This window comes from Candidatus Accumulibacter cognatus (assembly GCF_000584975.1).
GTDB lineage: Bacteria > Pseudomonadota > Gammaproteobacteria > Burkholderiales > Rhodocyclaceae > Accumulibacter > Accumulibacter cognatus.
Map to the genome: position 1 here is coordinate 1 of NZ_JDST02000020.1, position 24,588 is coordinate 24,588.

The following is a 24,588-nucleotide window of genomic DNA, read 5'->3' on the forward strand; positions in this document are numbered from 1 at the left end:
TTTGTGACCTATTTCAGTATATTCGGTGCCACCATGATGCATTTCCTGGCCGATGATAACGAAGTGATCCACCTGCAGGTGTCCGGCAAAGGCTCGCCGATCATCATGTTGCACGGCTGGACTGCCAGCCACCGCGAGTGGTCGCCATTTATTGACCAGCTGACGCCACATCATCGGGTCTTCCGCTGGGACGCCCGTGGACATGGTGGGCATCGACTGACGCAAGAGACCGTTCCAACGGTGCAGCGAATGGCGCAAGACCTTCGTAATCTGATCGAATACTATCATCTGGACGATTTGGTGGCCGTCGGCCACTCCATGGGCGCCCTGACCCTGTGGCAGTACATCAAGGAGCATGGCTGCGAAAAGCTGCGCAAGGTCTGCTTCCTGGACCAGTCACCAAAACTTCTGACCGATTCTGAATGGTGCGATGGCATCTACGGCGATTTCGACCAGGACCGTTCAGCGACTTTCCTGAGCCATCTCCAGACCGACTTCACGGAATCCGTTCTCCTGCTGGGTGCAATGGGTCTCAACGCGAGCGCCCGGGAGAAGTATCACACGGGCTCGCGGGGCCTCGACAAGGCACGGCAATGGCTGAACGAACAGGATCCGGCCCCGCTGATTGCCTGCTGGGAAAGCCTGACCGAAGCCGACTATCGAGAAACCCTCGAGAGAATCGACATTCCTGCCCTGCTGGTCTATGGCGGTGCCAGCAATTACTACCGCAGCGAGACCGCACACTACGTTCATAACAAGATCGCCAACGCGGTACTACACATCTACGAAGGCACCGATCACTCGCCACACCAATGGGATCGCGAGCGCTTCGTTCGTGATTTGCTTGACTTCATCGATGCCTGACGGTCATGATTTTTCCAGGTGCCCCCGTCATGAACGTCATGGCCGTTTCCCTCTTCCCAGACTCCTTGACGGGGAAGCGGTGGCGCTGGAATGGATCGCGCTACGCTGCGCAGCAGCCACTGATATTCGCTCCCGAAGGATGCCGCTATTCCTTGACGATCAGTTCGGCAATCCAGCGCTTGAAGTCGCTCAGCCTCGGGTCGTAGCTCTCGCAGGCCATCAGACTCTGCCCGAATACGTAGGCGTAGAGCAACAGGCTGCGACTCTTCGCCTCGTCGTCGGCGAGGCCGCGGGCAACGAACAGTTTGCGGGTACATTCCAGACGGCAGTGGTCGACTTCCTCGACCATGGCAGCGGCCTGGGCATCCCGGCGTGCCCATTCGCGTACCGCCAACTCGATCGAGATGCCTTTGTGGTTGCGCGTGGCACCGTAGACCTCGATCAGGTGCAGGAGTTGTTCGTGCTCCTTGCCGGGAGTGGCGACCGTCTGCTTGTTGATGTCGCGGATGCGACCATCACGCCAGGTCGTGAGAACGGCATTGAAGAGGTCCTGACGGTCCTTGAAATGCCAGTAGAAACTGCCCTTGGTGACGCCGAAGTCCTTTGCCAGAACCTCGATCCGCATGCCTTGCACGCCCTGTTCTGCAAGAACCGCGATGGCTGCTTCGACCCACTCGTTCCGGTCGAGTGCCGCCCGTGGCCGGATATTTCTGTGCTTCATCGTCCTGTGCTCCTTTCCTGAATCACGCGGCTGAGGCAATATTACTATTTCACGCACCGCTGCCGCGGGCTATGGTGTTGACAGGCATCACCCCATACGGTACCGTACGCTATCCATACGATCAGGTATGGCGTATTGTCCGGTGAGCATTCGGCAATGTCAAACGCGGACTGCCTAGATCGCGATTGCTATCGATTACGCTGCAGTAATAAAGGAGAGAAAAATTGAAGATCCTCGTGCCAGTCAAACGGGTGGTGGATTACAACGTCAAGGTGCGCGTCAAGGCGGATGCGAGCGACGTCGATCTGGCCAACGTCAAAATGTCGATGAATCCCTTCGACGAAATCGCCGTCGAGGAAGCGGTGCGCCTCAAGGAAGCTGGTATCGCCACGGAGGTGGTGGTGGTTTCAGCGGGGGTGGCGAATTGCCAGGAAACCCTGCGCACGGCAATGGCCATCGGCGCCGACCGCGGCATTCTTGTCCAGAGTGATGGCGAATTGCAGCCACTGGCCGTCGCTAAACTGCTCAAGGCGGTGTGTGAGAATGAACAACCGCAGATGGTCTTGTGTGGTAAGCAGGCGATCGACGACGATGCCAACCAGACCGGGCAGATGCTGGCCGGTTTGATGAACTGGCCGCAAGCGACCTTCGCCTCGAAGATCGTCGTCGCGGGCGGGCAGGCGACGGTCACGCGCGAGATCGATGGCGGTCTTGAAACCATCGAGGTGCCGTTGCCAGCGATGGTTTCTGTCGACCTCCGCCTCAACGAGCCGCGCTACGCGACCCTGCCGAACATCATGAAGGCCAAGCGGAAGCCGCTTGCGACGACCACTCCGGCGGCGCTCGGCGTCGATGTCACTGCGCGCCTGAAGACACTGAAGGTTGCCGAACCGCCAAAACGAACGGCGGGCATCAAGGTGGCCGATGCCGCCGATCTGGTGATAAAACTCAAGACTGAAGCAAAGGTGATCTGACCATGTCCATTCTCGTTATTGCTGAGCACGACAATACCTCGATCAAGGCGGCGACACATCATGCCGTTACTGCCGCAACCCGGATCGGTGGCGACATCCATCTGCTGGTTGCCGGTAGCGCCTGTGCGCTGGCAGCCGAGTCTGCGGCACGGATCAGCGGTGTGAGCAAGGTGCTGGTCGCCGACGCTGCCGCCTATGCCGAGCAGTCGCCCGAGAACCTCGCCGCGCTGGTCGTGGCACAGGCTGCCGCCTATTCTCACCTGTTGGCTGCCGCGACCACCAGCGGCAAGAACTTTCTGCCACGCGTCGCCGCCTTGCTCGATGTGGCGCAGATCTCCGAGATCATCGCCGTCGATTCGGCCGATACTTTCAGGCGTCCGATCTACGCCGGCAACGTGGTTGCCACCGTCCAGTCAGCCGACCCGATCAAGGTCATCAGCGTGCGCGCGACCGCTTTCGAAGCGGCTGGCGAGGGGGGCAATGCCAGTATCGAGACTCTCGCTGCAGGTCCCGATATAGCCAAGAGCAGGTTGATCGGCCGCGAACTGACCAAGTCCGAACGTCCCGAACTGACCGCCGCCAAGGTCATCATCTCGGGGGGGCGCGGCATGGGCAGCAACGAGAACTTCCACAAATTGCTCGAACCCCTGGCCGACAAGCTGACGGCTGCGGTGGGTGCATCGCGTGCGGCGGTCGATGCCGGTTATGCGCCGAACGACTATCAGGTTGGCCAGACGGGCAAGATCGTCGCGCCGCAGCTCTACATCGCGGTCGGCATTTCGGGAGCCATCCAGCATCTGGCAGGAATGAAGGACAGCAAGGTGATTGTGGCCATCAACAAGGACGCCGAAGCGCCGATTTTTCAGGTTGCCGATTACGGGCTGGTCGGTGACCTCTTCGAAGTCCTGCCGGCGCTGCAGGCCGCCCTTGGCTGAGCGCTGCCGGGAACCGGAGCCGTGGGTCGCATGAACCTGCCGGACGGACTGCTCGATGGGCAATGGACCTGGCTGGCATGGCTGCTGTTTGCCGCGTTCGCCTGGTTGGCGGCTAGGCGGGCGCCATGGCGGGTGCTGGCTGATAGCACCCGTCTGAACGCCTTTCTGGCGATGATCGTCGCGCTGATCCTGCTCTGGCATCTGCAGGCCGGAGTCAAACCCGGCCTTTCCCTGCACCTGCTTGGCGCGACGCTGTTGACCCTGTGTTTCGGATGGTCACTGGCATTCATCGGCCTTTGCCTGGTTCTGGTCGGGGTAAGCCTGAACGGAGCGGCCGGCAGCGAGGCTTTTGCAATCAACGCCCTGCTGATGGCGGGCGTCGGCGTGGCCGTCAGTCAGGGACTGCATCGACTGGTCGAATGGCTGCTGCCGCGCCACCTGTTCATCTATATTTTTTGCAAGGGTTTCTTCGCCGCGGCGCTGGCGGTGATGGCCGTCGGCGTGACGGTGTGCCTGCTGCTGGCGATGGCTGGAGCCTACTCCAGCGAGTATCTGATTGACGAGTATCTCCCGTATTTCTTTCTGCTCGGTTTTTCCGAGGCATGGATTTCGGGAATGTTTGCTACCCTGTTTGCCGTCTATCGGCCGGATTTGCTGGCGGATTTTGAGGATGCACAGTTTCTCGGAAGAAAATGAATTCTCCTTGCCCATCCTTCGCACGCCACGGCCCGCTTCTCTGATGGCACAGCCCGTCACCGGCTTCTGGCCGGGCCTTCGGCCAATGATCTGCGCGCTGCTTCTGCTGCTGGCGGTACCCGAGGCGCCAGCGCAGCCGCCGGCCGGAGACCCCGCAGATGCGGTCCATCGAGAGCCGGGCCCTCTGCCGGCAGTCAAGCGGCGCGTGCCGCCGTTAACAGCCGGCGGCGTCAATGCCGAAGTGACGATGCCCTTGCGCCTGAGCGAAGAGCTGTCTGCGTCATCCGCAACCAGCGACCTTGGTCGTCAGTTGCTGCGCCTCGAACAGCGGACGATCGAGATCCTAAGAGGTACGAACACGGACCAGCAGGGGCTGAGCGACAAGCTGGCCTGGCTCGAAGCCAACGTCGCCGAACTGAGACGGGCAGAGGATCGCCTTGCAGGTGTGGCGGCGGCGATACCCTCGCCATCGGCAGCTCCTCCCAGCGGCGGCGCTGCCGCAGCGGGGACGCCGTTGCCAGCTGCGACTGCTGCGTTGCCGGCAACCACGATCCCGACCGGGCCGGCTGCGGCCATTGAGTTTGAGCAGTGGGTCCTGTATGCCGGGGTCGCCGCCTTGGTGCTGGTGCTGGTGCTGTTGTTCCGTCGTCCCGCTGTGGTAGAAGTTCTCCCGAGTAACCCGAACGTTTCATCGATGCCGGATCGCAGTGAGCCTGTATTGTCTAACAGACCCAAGCGGTCGGCAAATCCGCCGCCGCCGGCCGCACCGGTTGATATGCCGCCTCGCCGCGGGGAAACGACTGCTGCGCGACCATCGTGATGGGCAACGCAGAGGCTTCATCTTACCGGTAGTCGAGGAAGTATTGTTCCTGATCGATCTCACGGTGGCCTGAGAAGCTGCCCAGCCGTTCTACACAAACCCTATGAGGAGAAACACATGAGTGAATACATTGCCCCACTCCGTGACATGCAGTTCGTGCTCCAGGAACTTGCTGGGCTTGAGCGGGTGGCTGAGCTGCCGGGTTGCGAGGAAGCAACGCCCGATCTGGTCGACGCGGTTCTCGAAGAGGCCGCGAGGTTTGCCACTGAAATCCTGTCACCGCTCAACTGGCCGGGAGACCAGGAGGGCGCCCGCTGGCACGACAAGATGGTGACCATGCCGGCGGGTTTCAAGGAAGCATACCGGATGTTCACCGACGGCGGCTGGCCGGCACTGGCCTGCGAACCGGAATGGGGAGGGCAGGGACTGCCGAAAGTGGTCGCGGCCGCCGTCGCCGAGATGTGGAAATCGGCCAATCATTCGTTTTCGTTGTGTCCGCTGCTTACCGCCGGTGCCATCGAGGCTCTGGTACTGACCGGCTCCGACCAGTTGAAGGCGACTTACCTCGAAAAGATGGTCAGCGGTCAATGGAGCGGGACGATGAACCTCACCGAGCCGAGCGCTGGTTCAGACCTGGCAGCCGTGCGCACGCGTGCGGAACCGCAGGCCGACGGTAGCTACTTGATTTTCGGGCAGAAGATCTTCATTACCTACGGTGAGCACGATCTGACGGAGAACATCATCCACCTTGTGCTGGCGCGGACGCCGACAGCGCCCGAGGGCGTCAAGGGGATTTCGCTGTTCGTCGTGCCGAAGTTCATGGTCAATGACGACGGCAGTCTCGGCGATCGTAACGATGCCTACTGTGTGTCGATCGAGCACAAGCTCGGCATCCACGCCAGCCCAACCGCGATCATGGCCTTTGGGGATCATCGCGGTGCTGTCGGCTATCTGGTCGGTGAGGAGAATCGCGGTCTCGAGTACATGTTCATCATGATGAACGCCGCGCGCTTCGGCGTCGGTCTCGAAGGCGTCGCCGCTTGCGAGCGCGCATACCAGCGTGCACGCGATTACGCACGCGAACGTGTACAGTGTACCGATATCGGCGTGCGCGGTGGTCCAAAAGTGGCGATCATCAAGCATCCCGACGTGCGCCGCATGCTGATGACCATGCGCTCGCGCGCTGAAGCCACGCGGGCACTGGCCTACGTGGTGGCGGCAGCACACGACACCGCGCTCCGTCATCCGGATGTCGCCGAGCGCAAGCGCCAACAGGCCTTCGTTGATCTGATGATTCCGGTAGTCAAGGGCTGGAGCACCGAGTCGGGTGTCAGCATCGCCTCGATCGGCGTGCAGGTGCACGGCGGCATGGGTTATGTCGAAGAGACCGGTGCCGCGCAGCACCTGCGTGACGCACAGATTTCGACGATCTACGAGGGCACCACCGGCATCCAGGCCAACGATCTGATCGGCCGCAAGATGGCACGCGAAAACGGCGCCACCCTGAAGGCGGTGATCGAAGAAATGCGCGCGCTCGACGCCGATCTCGCCGGACGGGAGGGCGGACATCTTGCGGCCATTCGCAGTCGCTTCAGGGCTGGCATCGACGCCCTCGCGGTTGCCGGCGAGTGGCTGGTGACCACCTACGGGGTGGACGTTCGTGCTGCATCGGCCGGCGCGGTGCCGTTCCTGATGTTGCTCGGGATTGTCGCCGGTGGTTGGCAGATGGCGCGTGCGGGGCTGATTGCGCAGGCGAAGATCGACGCTGGTGACAGTGATCCCTTCTATGCCGCGAAGATCATCACTGCCCGCTTCTATGCTGACCATGTGTTGTCGCAGGCTGCCGGCCTGGCGAGCAGCATCACCGAGGGTGTCGAAGGCGTCAACGCCTTGCCTGAAGACCTGTTTTGATCGGGCCGGCCGGTTGCGGTCCCGTGTATGGCGGTCGCAGCCGGCTTGCGCCGGCATCTCCGGGTGACTGGCGGGAGTCGTCAGCTACCCGATCAAGGAATTTCCATGACCAATCCACGCATACTCGTCCTGACCACGCAGATTCCTATCCGCTGGGGTGACATGGACGCCTACGGCCACGTCAACAACACCATTTATTTTCGTTACATGGAGCAGGCGCGGGTCGAGTTTCTCGAACAGATCGGCTGCACGCTGACGCCGCGTGGCCAGGCGCCCGTGATCATCAACGCCAGTTGCACCTTCCTGATCCCGATCAACTACCCTGGTGTCGTCGAAGTGCGAATGTTCTGCGGACATCCCGGCCGCAGCAGCGTACAGACGCATTACGAAATCCGCCGACAGGGAGACGATACGCTGTACGCGACCGGCGACGCCAAGATCGTCTGGATGGATGTGGCGACCGGCAAATCGGTGCCGATTCCGGAAAGCATGCGCGCTGCTCTGCCAGCCTGAAGAGGGGAGGGGAGATGGACCCTGCAGTTCTCTGGCGCCCGAGCGCCGAACGGATCGCGGCAGCCCGGCTGAGCGCCTTCATCACCGCAGTCCACCGCCGCTGGCAGCTCGACTGCCCGGATTATGCGAGTCTCTGGCGCTGGTCGGTGGCGCAACCCGAGGCTTTCTGGACTTCGCTATGGGAGCAATGCGGCGTGATCGGCGAACGCGGCCCGATAGTCCTTGAGGAAGGCGAGCGGATGCCCGGTGCCCGCTGGTTTCCGCAAGCCCGGCTGAACTACGCCGAGAACCTCCTGCGCCGCCATGATCACGCCGATGCACTGGTCTTCTGGGGTGAGGACAAGATCCGTCGTCGCCTCTCGCACGCCGAGCTTTACGCGCAGGTTTCGCGCTGCGCGCAAGCCTTGCAGGCCGCCGGCATCGGCCAGGGGGATCGTGTCGCCGCTTACCTGCCGAACCTGCCCGAAGCGCTGATCGCGATGCTCGCCACCACTTCGCTCGGTGCGATCTGGTCGTCGGCTTCGCCCGATTTCGGTGTCCAGGGCGTTCTCGACCGTTTCGGACAGATCGAACCCAAGATCCTGCTCTGCGTCGATGGCTACTGGTACAACGGCAAGCCGGTCGATTGCATGGCCAAGAACGCCGAAATCGCCGCGCAGATCGACAGCATTGCCAGGACGGTCGTCGTCTCCTACCTCGACGACTCTCCTGTGGTGGCGACGATTCGCAATGGCGTGCGCTATGCCGATTTCATCGCACCTTTTGCCGCCGATGAAATCGCATTCGCGCCGCTGCCTTTCGCACATCCGCTGTTCATCATGTTTTCCTCGGGCACCACTGGCGTTCCCAAGTGCATCGTGCACGGTCACGGCGGCGCCCTGCTGCAACATCTCAAGGAACACCAGTTGCACGGTGACCTCAAGCAAGACGACCGCCTCTTCTATTTCACCACCTGCGGCTGGATGATGTGGAACTGGCTGGTTTCCGGCCTCGCTTCGGGCGCGACGCTACTTCTTTACGACGGTTCCCCCTTCATTCCGGGCGCCAGCGGCCAACCTGGAGCGATCCTCTTCGATTACGCCGACGCCGAACGCATGACGCACTTCGGCACCTCGGCAAAATTCATTGACGCGCTCGCCAAGACCGGTTTCAAGCCGCGCGAGACGCATCGCCTCGAAACCCTGCGGACGATGTTCTCGACCGGCAGTCCGCTGGCTCCGGAAAGCTTCGACTACGTCTATCGCGAGATCAAGGCCGACCTGTTGCTGGCGTCGATTTCTGGAGGTACCGACATCCTTTCGTGTTTTGCTCTTGGCAATCCGATTCTGCCGGTGTTCCGCGGCGAGCTGCAATGCCGTGGTCTGGGAATGGCCGTCGCGGTCTTCGACGACGACGGTCAGCCGATTCCGGCCGGCCGCGGCGAGCGCGGCGAACTGGTATGCACAGCTCCTTTTCCGGCGATGCCGATCGGCTTCTGGAACGACCCCGACGGCGCCAAATACCATGCCGCGTATTTCGATCGCTTCCCGAACGTCTGGTGCCATGGCGACTTCGTCGAACTCACTGCCAACGAAGGCATGATCATCTACGGCCGCTCCGACGCCGTGCTCAACCCCGGCGGCGTGCGCATCGGGACCGCCGAGATCTATCGCCAGGTCGAGCAACTGCCGGAAGTGGTCGAATCGCTGGTGATCGGCCAGGACTGGCAGCACGACGTGCGCATCGTGCTTTTCGTCAAGCTCCGCGAAGGACTGCTCCTCGACGAAGTGCTGCTCGACCGCATCAAGCAGCAGATCCGCCACAACACCACGCCGCGCCATATTCCGGCCAAGGTCCTCCAGGTCGCCGACATCCCGCGCACCAAGAGCGGCAAGATCGTCGAACTCGCCGTCTGCAATGTTGTGCATGGCCGGCCAGTGAAGAACATCGAAGCACTGGCCAACCCCGAGGCGCTGGAGTACTTTCGTGAGCGGGTCGAACTGCAGAGCTGAACAGTTGAGTCTCTTGCCGTAGCTTCGCGCAACGGCCACATAGACTGTCAGTAACCTGTTCATTGGATGGCGCTAATCCTGACGCATGGCGTGCTGGCGACACTGGCTGGCCTCCTCGGCGCTTTTATTGCGCAACATCACCCGCTGTGGCCGGCATCGCTGAATACGATTCTTGTTGTCTGGTGCCTGGCCGTCTACTGGTACCCGTATATCTGGCTATTCGTTCTGCCGGCGCTGTTGCCGGTCGCCGGTTTTTCCGCGTGGACCGGATGGATCGGCATCGATGAGTTCGACTTGCTAGTGCTTGGTGCGGCGGCCGGATGCCATGCGCGCATGGCAACCGGCCAATTACGGAGCATCTCTCAATCCAAACTCGTCACCAGGCAGCCACCCGAACCGCAGCGCTTTGCGGGACAGTCCATAGATACGTGCCGTGAGCCCGAATGGACCAGGCAGTTCGGCTTCACGCAGATCTGGCTGGGCGCCTTGGCCGTATCCTACCTGTGGGCAACGCTGCGCGGTCTGGCCGATGCCGGCGGATTTTCCCTGGGGTGGTTCCAGGGTTATGAAGATCCCTTGAACAGTCTGCGCATTGCCAAGAGCTTCTTGTTGGCAATGCTCTTGTTACCAGCCTTGCGGAGTCAGCTGCAGAATGGGGCGGCACTGGCGGGGCAATGCCTTGCGGCCGGGATGGCGAGTGGGCTGGGCGGGGTGGGTCTGGCCGTTATCTGGGAACGTAACGGCTATCCCGGACTGCTGGACTTTTCAACCCCCTATCGCAGCACGGCGCTATTCTGGGAAATGCATGTCGGTGGCGCAGCGATCGATGCTTTCCTTGCCCTGGCGGTGCCATTTGCGGTCTATGCAGTGGTGCACGCGCGCACCCGATGGCACTGGGTGGTCGCTGCGTGCCTGGCAGTGGTCGCTGGCCATGCCTGCCTGACCACTTTTTCTCGTGCCGTTTATCTGGGTGTCGGCGTGTCCCTGCTCGTCCTCGCCTGGCGTTTGCCGGTGCCCTGGCTGCGGCGATTTCGGCTGGCGCGCGCCATCGGTCCTGTCGCCACCGCCAGAGTCCCCGAGCCGGAGCCTTGGCGGCGGTGGGGAGGTCGGCTGCTGGTTAGTGTGCTGATCCTTGAGGTCCTGACGGTCCTGTGTCTAGGGGATTTCATGGGCAGCAGGGTGTCAGCCGGGGAGCGCGATCTGGTTGGTCGCCTGCAGCATTGGCAAGAGGGCCTGAGCCTGCTACGTACGCTCCCGGAATGGCTGCTGGGCAGAGGACTCGGGCGTTTCCCTGCCAGCTATTCGCAGACCATTCCCGGACGTGCGATGCCAGGTCGCCTGCAGATCGTCGAGGCAGGCGAGGGGAGCCATCTACGCATTTTCCGACTGCCTCACAGTGCACGCGCTAGTGGCGCTTTCGAACTGCTTCAGCGGGTCCCGGCGTTTGTTGCAGGGAGTACCTATACGCTGGCAATGGACCTGCGCGCGCCGCATCCAGCGAAACTGCGTGTCGGCTTGTGCCACCAGCATCTTCTTTATGCCGCGAACTGCGCACAGACTGGCCTGACCTTGTCGGGCAAGGATGAGCAATGGGATCACTTTACGCTGACCTTCACAGCGGGCAAGGACGGCTCCCGAGGTTGGCCGCCATGGCTGGGGTTCCTCTCACTACGGCTGGAGGGAGGAGCTGACTTCGTCGATGTTGACCATTTGAGCCTGATCAATGCGAACGGCCATCAGCTACTCGACAACGGCGATTTTTCCAGTGACATGGCGCACTGGTTCTTCGCTGGCCGCCATTACTTCCTGCCGTGGCATGTCGACAGCATATTCATCGAGACCCTGATTGATCAGGGAGCCGTTGGCCTGCTTCTGCTTCTCGGTCTGCTCGGCCTGGCGTTGGCCAATCTGCTGTGGGGTCGCGGGCGCGAGCATGTCCTCGCACCCTACTTGCTGGCAGCCCTGACGGGCTGTCTGGTCGTTGGTATGTTCTCGAGCGTGCTGGACATGCCGAGGTCTGCTTTCCTGTTGTACTTGCTAACATGCTTTGCACTGTTCCTCGAAGAAGGTTCCCCCTGAGGGGCTTTAAAGCGCCTTCCTCATCCCTGAAAACATCTTGAAGGTTGTCGCCGGATGTATAATTCCAGCATATAGGAAACTTTGTGATTATACAATAATTAATTATATCATATGGTTGTTTCGTTTTTCGAAAGTATTATCTTGATTTTCAACAGGCATGGCAGGGCTTTCTTCCTCTGGTATTGTCCCTGGCTTGTGCATTAGGTCACGTTCTCCAATTATCTGCGGTGATAGCCTTCGTTGCGTGTCGTTCGCCGAGCTTTTCTGATTTAAAGCAGCTCTCAGAGCAGCAGTCATCAACGAGAAGTATTCAGGTTTATGCCTGCAAGGAGTCTATCGTGATCAAGGTGTTCAATCATTGGTTTCATCGGAAGACGGTTGCCCAAGTGGCAGTTGACCTGATGTTCCCGGTTGCGTGTGTGGTTCTTGCCGCCATGTGGATCGGGCATGGCGCTCCGCTCGCTCTGGAGCGGGTGGCTTTCTATGCAGTGATTTTCGCGCTGACGATGATCATCCTGAATGCCTGGCTGGGCATCTATCAGCGGGTGCATAGCCGCACGCGGGAAGAGACCCAGGCGCGCGCGGTGCTGTCGCTCTACCTGGCGATTCCGCTGGCGTATCTGGTGTTTGCGCTGCTTTCGGTAGCCGAGGTCGATCGCGGTTTCATGTTGCTGTCCGGCCTGGCGGCGCTCTTTGCGACATTGTCGCGGCGTGTGCATCTGGCGCATAGCCGCACAAGTTCCTTGCTGAGTCACCGCGTGCTGGTTCTCGGGGTCGGTGAGGAAGCGGAAAACGTCGGTCGCGTACTGCATAAATCGGATCCGGATATCCATATCGTTGGCTTCTATCCTTCCGTCAACGACACTGAGATCGTTGTTCCTGCGCAGGTCATTCTTTCCCAGGATCGGTCGCTTTCAGACACGGCGCATGCCTTGAGAGTCGACGAGATCATCGTTGCCGTGCGCGAGCGCCGCGGGGGCTCACTACCCTTGCGCGAACTTCTCGACTGCAAGCTCTCCGGTGTCCGTGTGCTCGATCTGGCGAGTTACTTCGAACGTGCCCTTGGGCAGATTCGCCTCGATTCCCTGCGTGTAGGCTGGCTGATTTTTGGTGAGGGTTTTCGGCAGAGTTGGCGGCGGACGACGATCAAGCGGCTGTTCGACATCGTGGTAGCGTTCCTGATGCTGCTGCTTGCCACACCGGTGATGCTCCTGGCAGCGATTCTGATCGTCCTCGAAGATGGTTTTCCAATCTTTTATCGGCAGGAGCGGGTCGGTCTCGATGGTCGTTTGTTCAAAATCATCAAGTTTCGCAGCATGCGCAACGATGCCGAGAGTGACGGCAAGCCGCGCTGGGCGATGGTCGATGATGATCGTGTCACGCGTGTCGGGCGTGTCCTGCGCAAGCTGCGTATCGATGAATTGCCACAGTTGTACAATGTGCTGACGGGGGATATGAGTCTGGTAGGGCCGCGTCCGGAGCGTCCCTATTTTGTCGACCAGCTGACACGTGACATTCCTTTTTTCGCGGTACGCCATAGTGTCAAGCCAGGACTCACTGGCTGGGCGCAAGTGAGTTATCCCTACGGGGCGACGATCGATGATGCTGTCCAGAAACTGCAATACGATCTGTATTATGTCAAGAATCACAGTCTGTTCCTTGATGTGGTCGTCCTCTTCGAGACTGTCGGCGTGGTCTTGACGGGCAAGGGGGCTCGGTGAATAGTCTGCCACGGGCTACACCATGATTGCGGATGGTCATGCGAAAGTATAGATCTCGTTGATGGACAGCAAGATGGCAATGGTCACTGCCTGGAGTTACGGCTTGGCGGCAGTTCTGGCAGCCTTCCTGACGCTCTACCTGGCGTCCGGCTGGCGCGCTGGAGGTCGCAGTCGAGCGATGTTCCTGGCAGTGAGCCTGTGCGCACTGTGGGGTGGGCTGTCGCTGGCCTTTGTGATGACCGGAAACGTGGTATTTCTTGCCGGTAGCCTATTGGCTGATGTGCTGCGCTTCGGTGGCTGGTATTTCTTTCTCCTCGTCCTGATGAAGCCGGAACCGACAGACGCCGAGATTGCGTCAGCGCGCTTTGGCTGGCTGAGCGGTTTCTCCTGGCTGCTGGTCGTCATTGCACTCGCCTCGCAGCTTCTGTTGGTGTTCGGTATTGATCTCGTCGTCCCGTCACAACGGGTGGTCCTGTTTGTCTCTCTGGCGATGACTGTCTTCGGCCTGGTGTTGGTGGAGCGACTGTTCCGCAACGTTTCTCCGGACTTTCGCTGGAGTATCAAGCCTTTGTGTCTCGGGCTTGGCGGTGTTTTTCTGTTCGACCTGTATCTGTACTCGGACGCACTGCTATTCAACCGGGTTGACTCGGATGCCTTCAGTATCCGCGGCTTTGCGCACGCCATGGGCTTGCCTCTGGTGGCTTTGTCGGCGATTCGCAGCCATGACTGGAAAAGACGTTTGGTGATGTCGCAACGTGCCGCCCTGCAGTCGGTAACGCTGCTGATTGTCGGCATCTATCTGCTGTTCATGGCGGCGGCCGGCTATTACGTGCGTTTCTTTGGTGGCGAGTGGGGGAGGGCATTGCAGTTGGCGCTGCTCTTTGCAGCCTTGCTGGTGCTGGTGGGACTGACATTTTCGGGTTCGATGCGGGCGCGCCTGCGTGTGCAGGTAGGCAAGCACTTTTTCAGTTACCGCTACGATTACCGTGAAGAGTGGCTGCGCTTTACCCAGACACTGTCCTTACAGGGCGGCTTCTCCGGTATGGGACAGCATGTGGTGCGTGGCCTGGCCGACATGGTCGAGAGTCCGAGCGGTGCACTGTGGCTCAAGGATCCCTCGGGCCGGTTTTTTGCCCAGGCAGCGTACTGGAACATGCCCGCTTCGTCAGCGACCGAAGATGTCGGGAGCCCGTTGTGCAGGTTTCTGCTCGACAGCGGTTGGGTGATCAACCTCGAAGAGTATCGTTCCCTGCCGCGTCGTTATGATGGTCTCCAGATTCCGTCCTGGTTGGTCGAAGTACCGAATGCGTGGCTGGTGGTGCCGCTGACGACTGGGAATGAACTGATCGCTTTCGTGGTGCTGGCGACAGCCCGTACCAAGATCGATGTGAATTGGGAGGTCAATGATCTGCTGAAGACGGCTGCTCGGCAGGCCGGCGCCTTTCTGGGTCAGATGCAAGCTAGCGAAGCCCTGCTTGAGGTCCGGAAGTTCGACTCGTTCAATCGCATGTCGGCTTTTGTCGTCCATGATCTCAAGAATATCATCACCCAGTTGTCGCTGATGCTCAAGAATGCCGAGCGTCATCGCGACAACCCCGAGTTTCAAAAAGACATGCTGATGACTGTTGAACATTCTGTCGAGCGTATGCGCAAACTGATGATGCAACTGCGCGAAGGCGCGACGCCGCTTGATGGTCCGCGTGGCATTGATCTGGCAGGTGTCCTGCGACGGATTCAGACCGCCAAGTCCGGGCAGGGACGGGATATCGAGTTGAAGATCGAGGAGAAACTGGTTGCCCGTGGGCACGAAGACCGGATTGAGCGGGTGATCGGTCATCTGGTGCAGAACGCACTGGATGCCACCGAGGATCGTGGGCGGGTGTGGGTCAGGCTGACCCGGCAAGGGACGCAGGCCTTGGTTGAAGTCGGCGATAGTGGGCACGGCATGAGCCCGGAATTCGTTCGCGAGCGCCTGTTCAAGCCTTTCCAGACGACCAAGCCGACGGGAATGGGCATTGGCGCTTACGAAAGCTTTCAGTACATTCATGAATTAGGCGGCAAAATGACTGTCGACAGTGCGGTTGATGTCGGCACGCAGGTGGATCTGTTGTTGCCATTGTTTGATGTTGGACACACCACCGCATCCGCTGACTTGCTGAAGGAATCAGAATGAGCACGGGAAAGCTTCCGCACCTGTTGATCGTCGAGGACGATCGCGCGTTGCAGAAACAGATTCGCTGGGCTTTCGATCAGTACGAAGCACTCACCGCGGATGATCGTGAGAGCGCGCTGTTGCTGGTACGGCGCTATCAGCCGCCAGTAGTGACGATGGATCTCGGATTGCCGCCGGACCCAGATTCGGTCTCCGAAGGTTTCAAGTTGCTCGAAGAGATTCTGACCCTGGCACCGGATACCAAGATTATCGTCCTCACTGGTCAGAACGATCGCGCTAACGCGCTGCGTGCGATTGCTCTGGGCGCCTACGATTTCTTTGCCAAGCCATTCGAGATTGACATGCTTGGCCTGACCATCCAGCGCGCCTACCGTCTACATGAACTGCAACAGGAGAACGAACGACTGCAGTCGATGCAGCAACCCGCCGTACTGTCTGGTTTGCTAACTCGTGACCCGGAGTTGCTACGTATATGCCGCACCGTCGAGCGGGTTGGCGTTACCGACGCAACGGTGTTGTTACTGGGCGAAAGCGGTACCGGCAAGGAACTTCTGGCGCGTGGCCTGCATGAGGCGTCACCGCGTCGGCGCGAACGTTTTGTGGCCATCAATTGCGCGGCAATTCCGGACAACTTGCTGGAGAGCGAACTTTTTGGTTACGAGAAAGGGGCTTTCACCGGGGCTGCCAAAACGACGCCAGGCAAGATCGAAACAGCTAACAATGGCACGCTGATGCTTGACGAGATCGGTGACCTTCCGCATTCGCTGCAGGCCAAGTTGCTGCGTTTTCTGCAAGAGCGCGTCATCGAAAGGATCGGTGGGCGACAGGAAATCCCGGTCAACGTCCGGATCGTTTGCGCGACGCATCAGAATCTCAAAGTCCTGATCAACGAGGGACGTTTCCGCGAGGATTTGTACTATCGCTTGGCGGAGATCATTGTCAATATCCCGCCCTTGCGTACCCGCTCCGGTGACCCCGCCTTGCTGGCGCACGCCTTCCTGAGGCGGTTTGCGGCCGAGAACAATCGCGGCAACTTGACCCTGCGCGAGGACGCCGTACGGATGATAGAAGCACACTCCTGGCCGGGGAACGTGCGCGAGCTGGAGAACTGCATCAAGCGGGCGGTCATCATGGCCGATGGCAATCAGATTACCGCCGATGACATCGGTTTGGCGGGGGATCATCACGAGGATGCAATCAAGCTGGACCTGCGGCATGCGCGTGACCACGCAGAGCGGCGAGTGATCATCGCCGCGCTGGCGCGCGCCGACGGAAATGTCGTTCGCGCCGCCGAGTTGCTCGGTATCAGCCGCCCGACGCTGTACGACATGATGCACAGATTTGGACTGAAATAGTGTTGTTCCTGCAAACGTTGACCGATCTCATGAGGACTCTGATGAATACTGGTAACCCGATTCGCCTGCTGCGCAAGGCCACCGCTTCAGCACTGCTGGCTACTCTTCTGCTGTTGGGTTGCGGCGGTGAGAAACCGGAGACCATGCTGAATTCTGCGAAGACATTTCTGGAGAAGAACGATCACAAGGCAGCCGCAATCCAGCTGAAGAACGCCTTGCAGAAAGACCCTCAACTTGCCGAAGCGCGTTTTCTGTTGGCCAAGGCGTTGCTTGAGGGAGGCGATCCGACCGGAGCTGAAGTCGAGTTGCGCAAGGCACAGGGGGGGAACTATCCTGCTGAACAAGTGACGCCATTGCTGGCGCGCACGATGCTGATGCTCGGGCAACCCCAGAAAGTGACCGAAGAGCTGGCCAAGGCGCAGCTTACGACACCGGCGGCAATTGCTGACTTGCAGACCTCGGTGGGTCACGCCTACCTGATGCAGGGCAAGGAAGATCAGGCTGTGGCGGCTTATGCAGCAGCGCTGGTGGCGCAACCGGGCTATGCACCCGCGCTGCTCGGCCAGGCGAGACTGAAAGCGAGCCGCGGTGATCTGCCGGGTGCTTTGGCCTTGCTCGATTCCGCCCTTGAGAAACAACCCTCGCTGTATGATGCCTGGCAGTTCAAGGGCGACATGTTTGCTGCCCAGAACGACCTCGCGGCGGCGACGAATGCCTATCTGAAGGTGCTGGAAATCAAACCGCAATATCTGCCGGCGCATTCGACGATCATCAGGATCCTGATAGCGGAAGGCAAACTCGAAGAGGCGGGCAAGCAGATCGAGACGCTCAAGCAGTTTGCCGCCAATCATCCGCAAACTCAATACCTGCGGGCCATGCTGGCTTACCAGCAGAAGGATTATGCAGCGGCCAGGGAAGCCATTCTTCTGCACCTCAAGGCCTCTCCCGAGAGCCCTCTAGGCCTGCAACTGGCGGGCCTGATCGAGTACGAATTACAGGCTTACGCGCAGGCCGAGACCTATCTGCTCAAGGCTTTGCCGCGGACACCGCCACTCGGTCTCGCGCGTCGTGTCCTGATCGCCAGCTACCTGCGCAATGCCCAGCCGCATAAAGCTCTGGGCATTCTGGAGCCGGTCCTCGACAAGATCGACAAGGATTCGAACTTGCTGGCGCTGGCTGGCCAGGTATTTCTGCAGAATGGTCAGGTTGACAAGGCCGGGAGCTACTTTGCCAAGGCCGCAGCGCTCGACCCGAAAAATCCTGCCAAACGTACTTCGCTGGCGCTGATCAACCTCGCGAAAGGCGACAGCGATGTGGCATTTCGTGATCTGGAGCAGGTAGCGGCAGCTGATACCGGCATCCGGGCGGATCTGGCCCTGATCACTGCGCACTTGCAGCGCCGCGAATTCGATCAGGCACTGAAGTCCATTGCGGCGCTTGAGAAGAAACAACCCGATAACCCGCTGACGTATAACCTGCGAGGCACTGCCCTGCTTGGCAAGCGCGATGCTGCGGCTGCCCGCAAGAGCTTCGAGAAGGCTCTGGCTCTGAATCCGGCCTTTTTACCGGCAGCAGCCAATCTGGCCAATATGGACCTCAACGAGAAGAAGCCCGAGGACGCCCGGAAGCGTTTCGAGTTGGTGCTCGCAAAAGATCCGAAGAATGTGGAGGCCTTCATGGCACTCGCCCAGATGCGGGCAAAAGAAGGGGGCACGACCGCAGAGGTTGCGACTCTGATCAGCAAGGCAGTGACGGCGAATCCGACCAATCCGGTACCGAGACTGGCGCTGATCAGCCTGTATTTGGGCAAGAAGGAGGTCAAAAGCGCGCTTGCTGCGGCCCAGGAGGCTGTTGCCGCATTGCCGGAACGGCCAGAGATCCTGGACGCTGCCGGACGTGCTCAACAGGCCGCTGAGGACTACAATCAGGCACTCGTCACCTATCAGAAACTGTCGGCCTTGAAACCGGATTCTCCGCTTCCCTATCTGCGGATGGCCGAAATTCAGATGGCGTCGAAGAACAAGGACGCCGCGCTGGAGAATCTGCAAAAGGCGCTCAAGATCAAGCCGGACTCGCTGGATGCACAGCGCGGAATCATCCTCCTTGATCTCGATGCCGGTCGTAGCAAGGAAGCGCTCGCAGTCGCTCGCGAAGTGCAGAAACAGAGACCCAAGGAAGCCATTGGCTACATCTTCGAGGGGGACGCACACGCGTCGCAGAAAGCCTGGGGGGATGCCATAACCGCCTATCGGACTGGGCTCAAGGAAGCCCCGACGACCGATCTGGCGGTCAAGCTGCATGTGGCGCTGCTGGCTAGTGGTAACCCCGCCGAGGCCGACAAGTACGCTGAAACTTGGATCAAGGAACATGCCAAGGACAACCGTTTTCGCCTTTATCTGGCCGAGACCGCGAGCATGCGCAAGGACTATGCGGGCGCTGCCCGGCAGTACCGCATTCTGCTCGAGGCACAGCCGGACAGCCCAACCGTACTCAACAATATGGCCTGGGTTTCCGGGCAGCTCAAAGACCCGAAGGCGGTCGAGTATGCCGAGAAGGCCAACAAGCTGGCACCTGATCAACCGGCTCTGCTGGATACTTTGGCGGTCTTGCTGGCGGACAAAGGCGATTACGCTCGCGCCATGGGACTTTTCAAGAAAGCCCTGGAACTGGCTCCGCAGGCGTCACTGATTCGCCTCAACTACGCCAAAGCGCTGATCAAAGCCGGGCAGAACAGCGAGGCCAAAAGAGAACTGGATCAGCTCGCAAAGCTGGGCGACAAGTTCCCGGCGCAGGCAGAAGTCGCGCAGTTGCTCAAAGGACTCTAGAAGCCGATGTGGCTGAAAACGAATAGCACTCAGAGAATGGAGAATTGATGACTATTGTTGCAGTGGTGGGTTTGGGTTACGTCGGTTTGCCGCTGGCTGTCGAATTCGGCAAGAAGCATCGAACGATCGGTTTCGATCTGTCGGCAAACAAGGTGGCGCATTATCGGCAGCATGTCGATCCTACCGGCGAGGTAAGCAGCGCTGATCTCAAGGCGGCAGTCCATCTGGAAGTCGGCACAGATGCGGCCGCCTTGAAAGAGGCTGATTTCGTCATCGTTGCGGTGCCGACGCCCGTCGATCAGGCACATCAGCCGGATTTCGGACCATTGATCGGTGCTTCGGAAGCCGTCGGCAGGAACCTCAAGCGCGGCGCGACGGTGGTCTTCGAATCGACGGTTTATCCCGGTGCAACCGAGGAAGTCTGCATCCCGATCATTGAGAAATATTCCTTGATGAAGTGGAAAGACGATTTTTTCGTCGGTTATTCGCCGGAGCGGATCAACCCTGGTGACAAGGAGCGGACGCTGACGAAAATCGTCAAAGTAGTTTCGGGTGATACCCCGGAAACGCTGCTGCAGGTCAGGAAGATCTATGGCAGCGTGATCACTGCTGGCGTATATCCGGCTTCAAGCATCAAGGTGGCGGAAGCCGCCAAGGTCATCGAGAACACGCAGCGGGACTTGAATATTGCCTTGATGAACGAGTTGGCCATCATTTTCGATCGCATTGGCATCGATACCCTGGAGGTGCTGGAAGCGGCCGGCAGCAAGTGGAATTTCCTGCCTTTCCGTCCAGGTCTCGTTGGCGGTCACTGTATTGGGGTCGATCCGTATTATCTGACGCACAAGGCGGAGATGCTCGGATATCACCCGGAGGTGATCAACGCCGGACGCAGAATCAATGACGGGATGGGCAAGTTCATTGCCGAACAGACGATCAAGCAGATGATCCGTAATGGCTGGCAGGTCAAGGGTGCGCCGATCATCGTGCTCGGACTGACCTTCAAGGAAGACTGCCCGGATCTCCGCAACTCCCGGGTTATCGACGTGATCCGGGAACTCGAATCCTATGGAGCGCAGGTACTGGTGCATGAACCGGTTGCCGACGCCGACGAGGCCCGGCATGAATATGGCGTCGAGCTGACGGCGTGGGAGCAGCTCCCGGTAGCCGGAGCGATTGTTGCGGCGGTTGCCCATCGCCAGTTCAAGGAGCGGCCACTCGCGAACTATGTCGGTAAACTGCAGCAGGGTGGCGTTCTGGCCGATGTGAAAAGCATGTTCAGTGAGGCCGAGCTGGTAGCGCAAGGAGTGACCGTGTGGCGTCTCTGATATTCCCTTCCTTGCCGGCTGCGCTGGTCGATCGGTTGTTGACAGAGCCAGCCTGTTGGCTGGTGACCGGCAGTGCCGGCTTCATCGGCTCACATCTGGTCGAGACCTTGCTCAAACTCGACCAGACGGTGATCGGCCTCGATAACTTCGCTACCGGTCATCGTCGCAATCTCGACGAGGTTCACTCGCAAGTGACGTCTGAGCAGTGGCTGCGTCACCGCTTCATCGAGGCGGACATCTGCGATCTGGATGCCTGCCGCGAGGCTTGCAGTACGGTCGATTTCGTGTTGCATCAGGCAGCATTGGGGTCGGTGCCACGATCGCTGGCCGATCCAGTGGTTACCAACGCGGCCAATGTCGACGGCTTTCTCAATATGTTGGTGGCGGCACGCGATGCTGGTGTCAAGCGATTCGTCTATGCCGCGTCGAGTTCGACCTACGGCGATCATCCGGCGCTGCCCAAAGTAGAAGACTGTATCGGTCGACCTTTGTCACCGTATGCCGTCAGCAAACTGGTGAATGAGCTTTATGCCGAGGTCTTTGCACGTTGTTATGGGTTTGCCTCAATCGGTTTGCGCTATTTCAACGTGTTTGGCGCCCGTCAGGACCCGGAAGGCGCTTATGCTGCGGTGATTCCACGCTGGACGCGCGCACTGTTGCGCGGCGAACAGGTGACCATCAATGGTGATGGTGAGACCAGCCGTGATTTCTGTTTTGTGGACAATGCCGTTCAGGCCAATCTCCTGGCCGCGACGACTGCAGATCCGGCGGCGCTGAATCAGGTCTATAACGTCGCGGTGGATGATCAGACCACGCTGAATCAGCTGTTCGAGATTCTGCGTGACGCCCTCCTGACTTTTCGGCCGGAGGTGCAGCAAATCCAGCCGGTGTACGCCGACTTTCGGCAAGGTGATGTACGCCATTCGCGGGCCGACATTACCAAAGCAGGGCGCCTGCTCCGTTACCTTCCCAGCCATCGGCTGGCAGAGGGCATCCAGGTGGCGATCCCGTGGTATGTATCACGCTTTGGAGTCGCTGACGGAGTCCATGGATGAGGTCTGTCTGGCAATGTCTGTCACTGCTGCATCGTGGCATTCTGGTTCACTGCGGCCTGCTGAGTCTCTTTGTCTCCGCTGCTGCCGCTGCTGCAGCGGACGTTCCGAGCGAGGCGGCTGCCGAGCGTCTGCTGGCTTTGCGCAAGGAAGCGCAGGCGCATGAACATGGAGAGGGGGTACCCAGGGATTATGCGCGGGCGGTCAAACTGTATTGCGATGGTGCCCGCATGGGTGATTCCGAGGCTCAATTCAGTCTTGGCTGGATGTACGCCAACGGGCGAGGTGTCGATCGAAACGATGCACTGGCGGCATACTTTTTCAGCCTGGCTGCCAAGCAGGGACATCTGCAGTCGCAGAAAATGCAGCGTTTTGTCGGCGACCCGACGTCAGATGTGCCGGATTGCATGCGCCTGCTGCCGCCTTTCGACGAGGGCACCGATGACATGCTGCCGCGCAACGAAGCGCAGAAAATGATCGTCGGTCTGGTGCACCAGTTGGCTCCCGAATACGGTGTCAGTCCGCGTCTGGCTCTGGCGGTGATTCGGACCGAATCCAACTTCAACGCCGGAGCTCTGTCGAGCAAGAATGCACAAGGACTGATGCAGTTGATTCCCGATACTTCGGCACGCTTCAACGTCAAGAATCCCTTTAATCCTGAGCAGAACCTGCGCGGCGGTCTGGCCTATTTACGGTGGTTGCTGGCCTATTTTGAAGGCGATGTCAGTCTGGTAGCGGCTGCCTATAATGCCGGTGAAGGAGCGGTCAACCGTTACCGAGGCGTTCCCCCTTATGCCGAGACACGAGGTTACGTGCAGCGGATCATCAGCCTCTTCAAACGCGACGACCATCCCTATGATGCCAGGATTACGACGCCTTCGCCGGAGTTGCCGCGGATTCGCCTGAGCAAGGGAGCTTAGGGATGAGAGTCTGCTCCTGGCCGATCTGTGGGGGCGCTTACCGGCGTACTGCGGACGTTATGCGGTGGCTGGTAACTTGTGTGCTAATCCCTGGCTTGCTGTGGGGTGCCGGACCCGCCTTGGCAGATTTGCCCGAGCTGATCGAACGGGTCAAGCCTTCCGTGGTGGTCATTGGTACCCTTCAGCGCACGCGTAGTCCGCAATTCGTGATGCGCGGTACCGGTTTTGTTGTCGGGGACGGTTACGAGGTGGCGACCAATGCGCATGTGATTCAGGAAGAACTCAATGAGGCCGCAGGCGAAACGTTGGCGATCGTCTTCCGTTCGGCTACCGCCGCAGCCCAGCAACGCTTGGCGAAGGTGATCCGAGTCGACAAGGCGCACGATCTGGCCCTGTTGCGTATCGAAGGTCAGGCCTTGCCGGCGCTCATCCTGCACGATTTGGAGTCGGTCAGGGAAGGGCAGTCGGTTGCTTTTACCGGTTTTCCGATCGGCGGGGCATTGGGGCTGTCGCCAGTCACCCACCGCGGCATCATCTCGTCGATTACTCCGATTGTGCTGCCCAGTGCGAATGCACGACAGCTCAACGCCAGGGTCGTGCAGCAGATTAGGAGCGGCAGCTTTGACATTTATCAGCTTGACGCAACCGCCTATCCCGGCAACAGTGGTGGCCCGCTGTATGAAACGAGTCGGGGCGAGGTGATCGGCATCATCAACATGGTATTCGTCAAGGAAAGCAAGGAGTCGGTCCTCAGCAAACCGTCGGGAATCAGCTTCGCCATCCCTGTGCGCTACCTGCGCGAGTTGATGGCGCAGAATCACTGATCTTCGACTGTTCGTGTCATTGGCGTGCATGGCGATAGATATCCATGATCAGCAAATTGACTATGAAGAGATCAGTGTCTCGCAACCTTTGAGTAGATATACGCGCATCCGGCCTTTGCCCTTGACTGCAATTTCGCCACGATCTTCACAGATAAAGTTACTTGGCAGCAAGGCGTGCGTCGCGTCGCTGATCTGGATCTCGCCGGATATCCCCTGCGATTCCATGCGGGCGGCGATATTGACCGTATCTCCCCAGAGGTCGTAGATGAAGCGCTTCTTCCCGATCACGCCAGCCACGACTGCTCCCGAATTGATGCCGATACGGATCTCCAGCCCAGGGAATTCCTTAATTGCCGTCTGCATTCTCAAAGCCAGCTTTGCGGCTGCGATGGCGTGATCGGGGCGCGCAACGGGAATACCCGCTGCGACCATGTACGCATCGCCAATCGTCTTGATCTTTTCCAGCCCGCTTTGCTCGGTCAGATCATCGAAGCGTGTAAAGATGGCGTCCAGGAGACCAACGACGTTGGGCACTGATTCGGACAACGCAGTGTAGCCCACGATGTCCGCAAAGAGCACGCTGCATTCCCCGAAGGCATCGGCGAAGGTGCGTCCCTCGCGGCGCAAGCGCTGGCTGATCGTCAGTGGCAGCATGTTTTCAAGAAGTGCTTCCATACGCGCATTGGCACCCGCGAGTTGCTTCTCGGCTTCGGCCAGATCGGCCACAAAAAGCCGGGCTACCCAGATCAGCGAAGCAAAATTCGCCAGCGAGAGAATCCAGCGGCCCGTCCCCTGAGCGTCGGGCGGGTAGGCAAGGCCCAGTGCTGGCCAGGTCAGCAAACCCAGTTCGACGGAAACGAAGATCATTAGGTGATTTCCTCATTTT

The 24,588-nt window shown here is 59.6% G+C and carries 19 protein-coding genes; 17 read left to right on the forward strand and 2 right to left on the reverse strand.

Annotated elements, in window-relative coordinates:
• On the forward strand, positions 1-864 hold an 864-nt coding region (locus AW06_RS04895; RefSeq protein WP_337958747.1), incomplete at its 5' end, for an alpha/beta hydrolase.
• Between the two features lie 145 nt (positions 865-1,009).
• Here AW06_RS04895 and AW06_RS04900 read toward each other — a convergent pair.
• Positions 1,010-1,585, reverse strand: coding sequence for a TetR/AcrR family transcriptional regulator (locus AW06_RS04900; protein WP_034946495.1), 576 nt, complete (start codon positions 1,583-1,585; stop codon positions 1,010-1,012).
• A gap of 224 nt (positions 1,586-1,809) precedes the next feature.
• On the opposite strand from AW06_RS04900, the gene AW06_RS04905 reads away from it, so the two are divergent.
• The 16 genes from AW06_RS04905 to AW06_RS04980 all read left to right on the forward strand — a co-directional run bounded on the left by AW06_RS04905 (position 1,810) and on the right by AW06_RS04980 (position 23,702).
• On the forward strand, positions 1,810-2,559 hold the full coding sequence (locus AW06_RS04905) for an electron transfer flavoprotein subunit beta/FixA family protein (protein WP_034946497.1): 750 nt from the start codon (positions 1,810-1,812) through the stop codon (positions 2,557-2,559).
• Positions 2,560-2,561: 2 nt separating this feature from the next.
• Complete coding sequence (locus AW06_RS04910; protein ID WP_034946499.1) at positions 2,562-3,494, forward strand: FAD-binding protein; 933 nt, start codon at positions 2,562-2,564, stop codon at positions 3,492-3,494.
• A 30-nt stretch (positions 3,495-3,524) separates the two neighbouring features.
• Positions 3,525-4,190 carry an energy-coupling factor ABC transporter permease gene (locus AW06_RS04915; protein WP_034946502.1) on the forward strand — a complete coding sequence of 222 codons (666 nt, stop codon included), beginning with the start codon at positions 3,525-3,527 and terminating at the stop codon, positions 4,188-4,190.
• 43 nt (positions 4,191-4,233) lie between these two features.
• Positions 4,234-5,010: a hypothetical protein gene (locus AW06_RS04920; RefSeq protein WP_273704389.1), complete on the forward strand. Its 777-nt coding sequence runs from the start codon at positions 4,234-4,236 to the stop codon at positions 5,008-5,010.
• A 117-nt stretch (positions 5,011-5,127) separates the two neighbouring features.
• Positions 5,128-6,921: an acyl-CoA dehydrogenase C-terminal domain-containing protein gene (locus AW06_RS04925; RefSeq protein WP_034946508.1), complete on the forward strand. Its 1,794-nt coding sequence runs from the start codon at positions 5,128-5,130 to the stop codon at positions 6,919-6,921.
• Positions 6,922-7,026: 105 nt separating this feature from the next.
• Positions 7,027-7,434 carry a thioesterase family protein gene (locus AW06_RS04930; RefSeq protein ID WP_034946510.1) on the forward strand — a complete coding sequence of 136 codons (408 nt, stop codon included), beginning with the start codon at positions 7,027-7,029 and terminating at the stop codon, positions 7,432-7,434.
• 14 nt (positions 7,435-7,448) lie between these two features.
• Positions 7,449-9,425 carry an acetoacetate--CoA ligase gene (locus AW06_RS04935; RefSeq protein ID WP_034946513.1) on the forward strand — a complete coding sequence of 659 codons (1,977 nt, stop codon included), beginning with the start codon at positions 7,449-7,451 and terminating at the stop codon, positions 9,423-9,425.
• Positions 9,426-9,491: 66 nt separating this feature from the next.
• A complete protein-coding gene (locus tag AW06_RS04940; RefSeq protein ID WP_034946516.1) occupies positions 9,492-11,504 on the forward strand; it encodes a hypothetical protein in 2,013 nt (670 codons plus the stop codon).
• A gap of 338 nt (positions 11,505-11,842) precedes the next feature.
• Entirely contained in the window at positions 11,843-13,225 is a 1,383-nt protein-coding gene (locus AW06_RS04945; RefSeq protein ID WP_034946519.1) for a TIGR03013 family XrtA/PEP-CTERM system glycosyltransferase, read from the forward strand.
• Positions 13,226-13,298: 73 nt separating this feature from the next.
• Positions 13,299-15,398 (forward strand): XrtA/PEP-CTERM system histidine kinase PrsK, encoded by a 2,100-nt coding sequence (gene prsK, locus AW06_RS04950; RefSeq protein ID WP_034946536.1) that lies wholly within the window; start codon positions 13,299-13,301, stop codon positions 15,396-15,398.
• Positions 15,395-16,753, forward strand: a complete 1,359-nt coding sequence (gene prsR / locus AW06_RS04955) for a PEP-CTERM-box response regulator transcription factor (protein WP_034946523.1) — start codon at positions 15,395-15,397, stop codon at positions 16,751-16,753. Before prsK ends, prsR begins: the two co-directional genes overlap by 4 nt.
• Before the next feature lie 41 nt (positions 16,754-16,794).
• A complete protein-coding gene (gene prsT, locus AW06_RS04960) occupies positions 16,795-19,578 on the forward strand; it encodes an XrtA/PEP-CTERM system TPR-repeat protein PrsT (RefSeq protein ID WP_046535007.1) in 2,784 nt (927 codons plus the stop codon).
• A gap of 47 nt (positions 19,579-19,625) precedes the next feature.
• Entirely contained in the window at positions 19,626-20,906 is a 1,281-nt protein-coding gene (locus AW06_RS04965) for a nucleotide sugar dehydrogenase (RefSeq protein ID WP_034946526.1), read from the forward strand.
• A complete protein-coding gene (locus tag AW06_RS04970) occupies positions 20,903-21,961 on the forward strand; it encodes an NAD-dependent epimerase/dehydratase family protein (protein ID WP_273704394.1) in 1,059 nt (352 codons plus the stop codon). The genes AW06_RS04965 and AW06_RS04970 overlap by 4 nt, the downstream gene beginning before the upstream one ends.
• Positions 21,958-22,878, forward strand: coding sequence for a transglycosylase SLT domain-containing protein (locus AW06_RS04975; RefSeq protein ID WP_273704390.1), 921 nt, complete (start codon positions 21,958-21,960; stop codon positions 22,876-22,878). The genes AW06_RS04970 and AW06_RS04975 overlap by 4 nt, the downstream gene beginning before the upstream one ends.
• A gap of 80 nt (positions 22,879-22,958) precedes the next feature.
• Positions 22,959-23,702 (forward strand): serine protease, encoded by a 744-nt coding sequence (locus AW06_RS04980; protein ID WP_273704391.1) that lies wholly within the window; start codon positions 22,959-22,961, stop codon positions 23,700-23,702.
• Between the two features lie 60 nt (positions 23,703-23,762).
• Here the strand turns inward: AW06_RS04980 and AW06_RS04985 are convergent, their stop codons facing one another.
• On the reverse strand, positions 23,763-24,569 hold the full coding sequence (locus AW06_RS04985; protein ID WP_273704392.1) for an adenylate/guanylate cyclase domain-containing protein: 807 nt from the start codon (positions 24,567-24,569) through the stop codon (positions 23,763-23,765).
• Between the last annotated feature and the right edge of the window lie 19 nt (positions 24,570-24,588).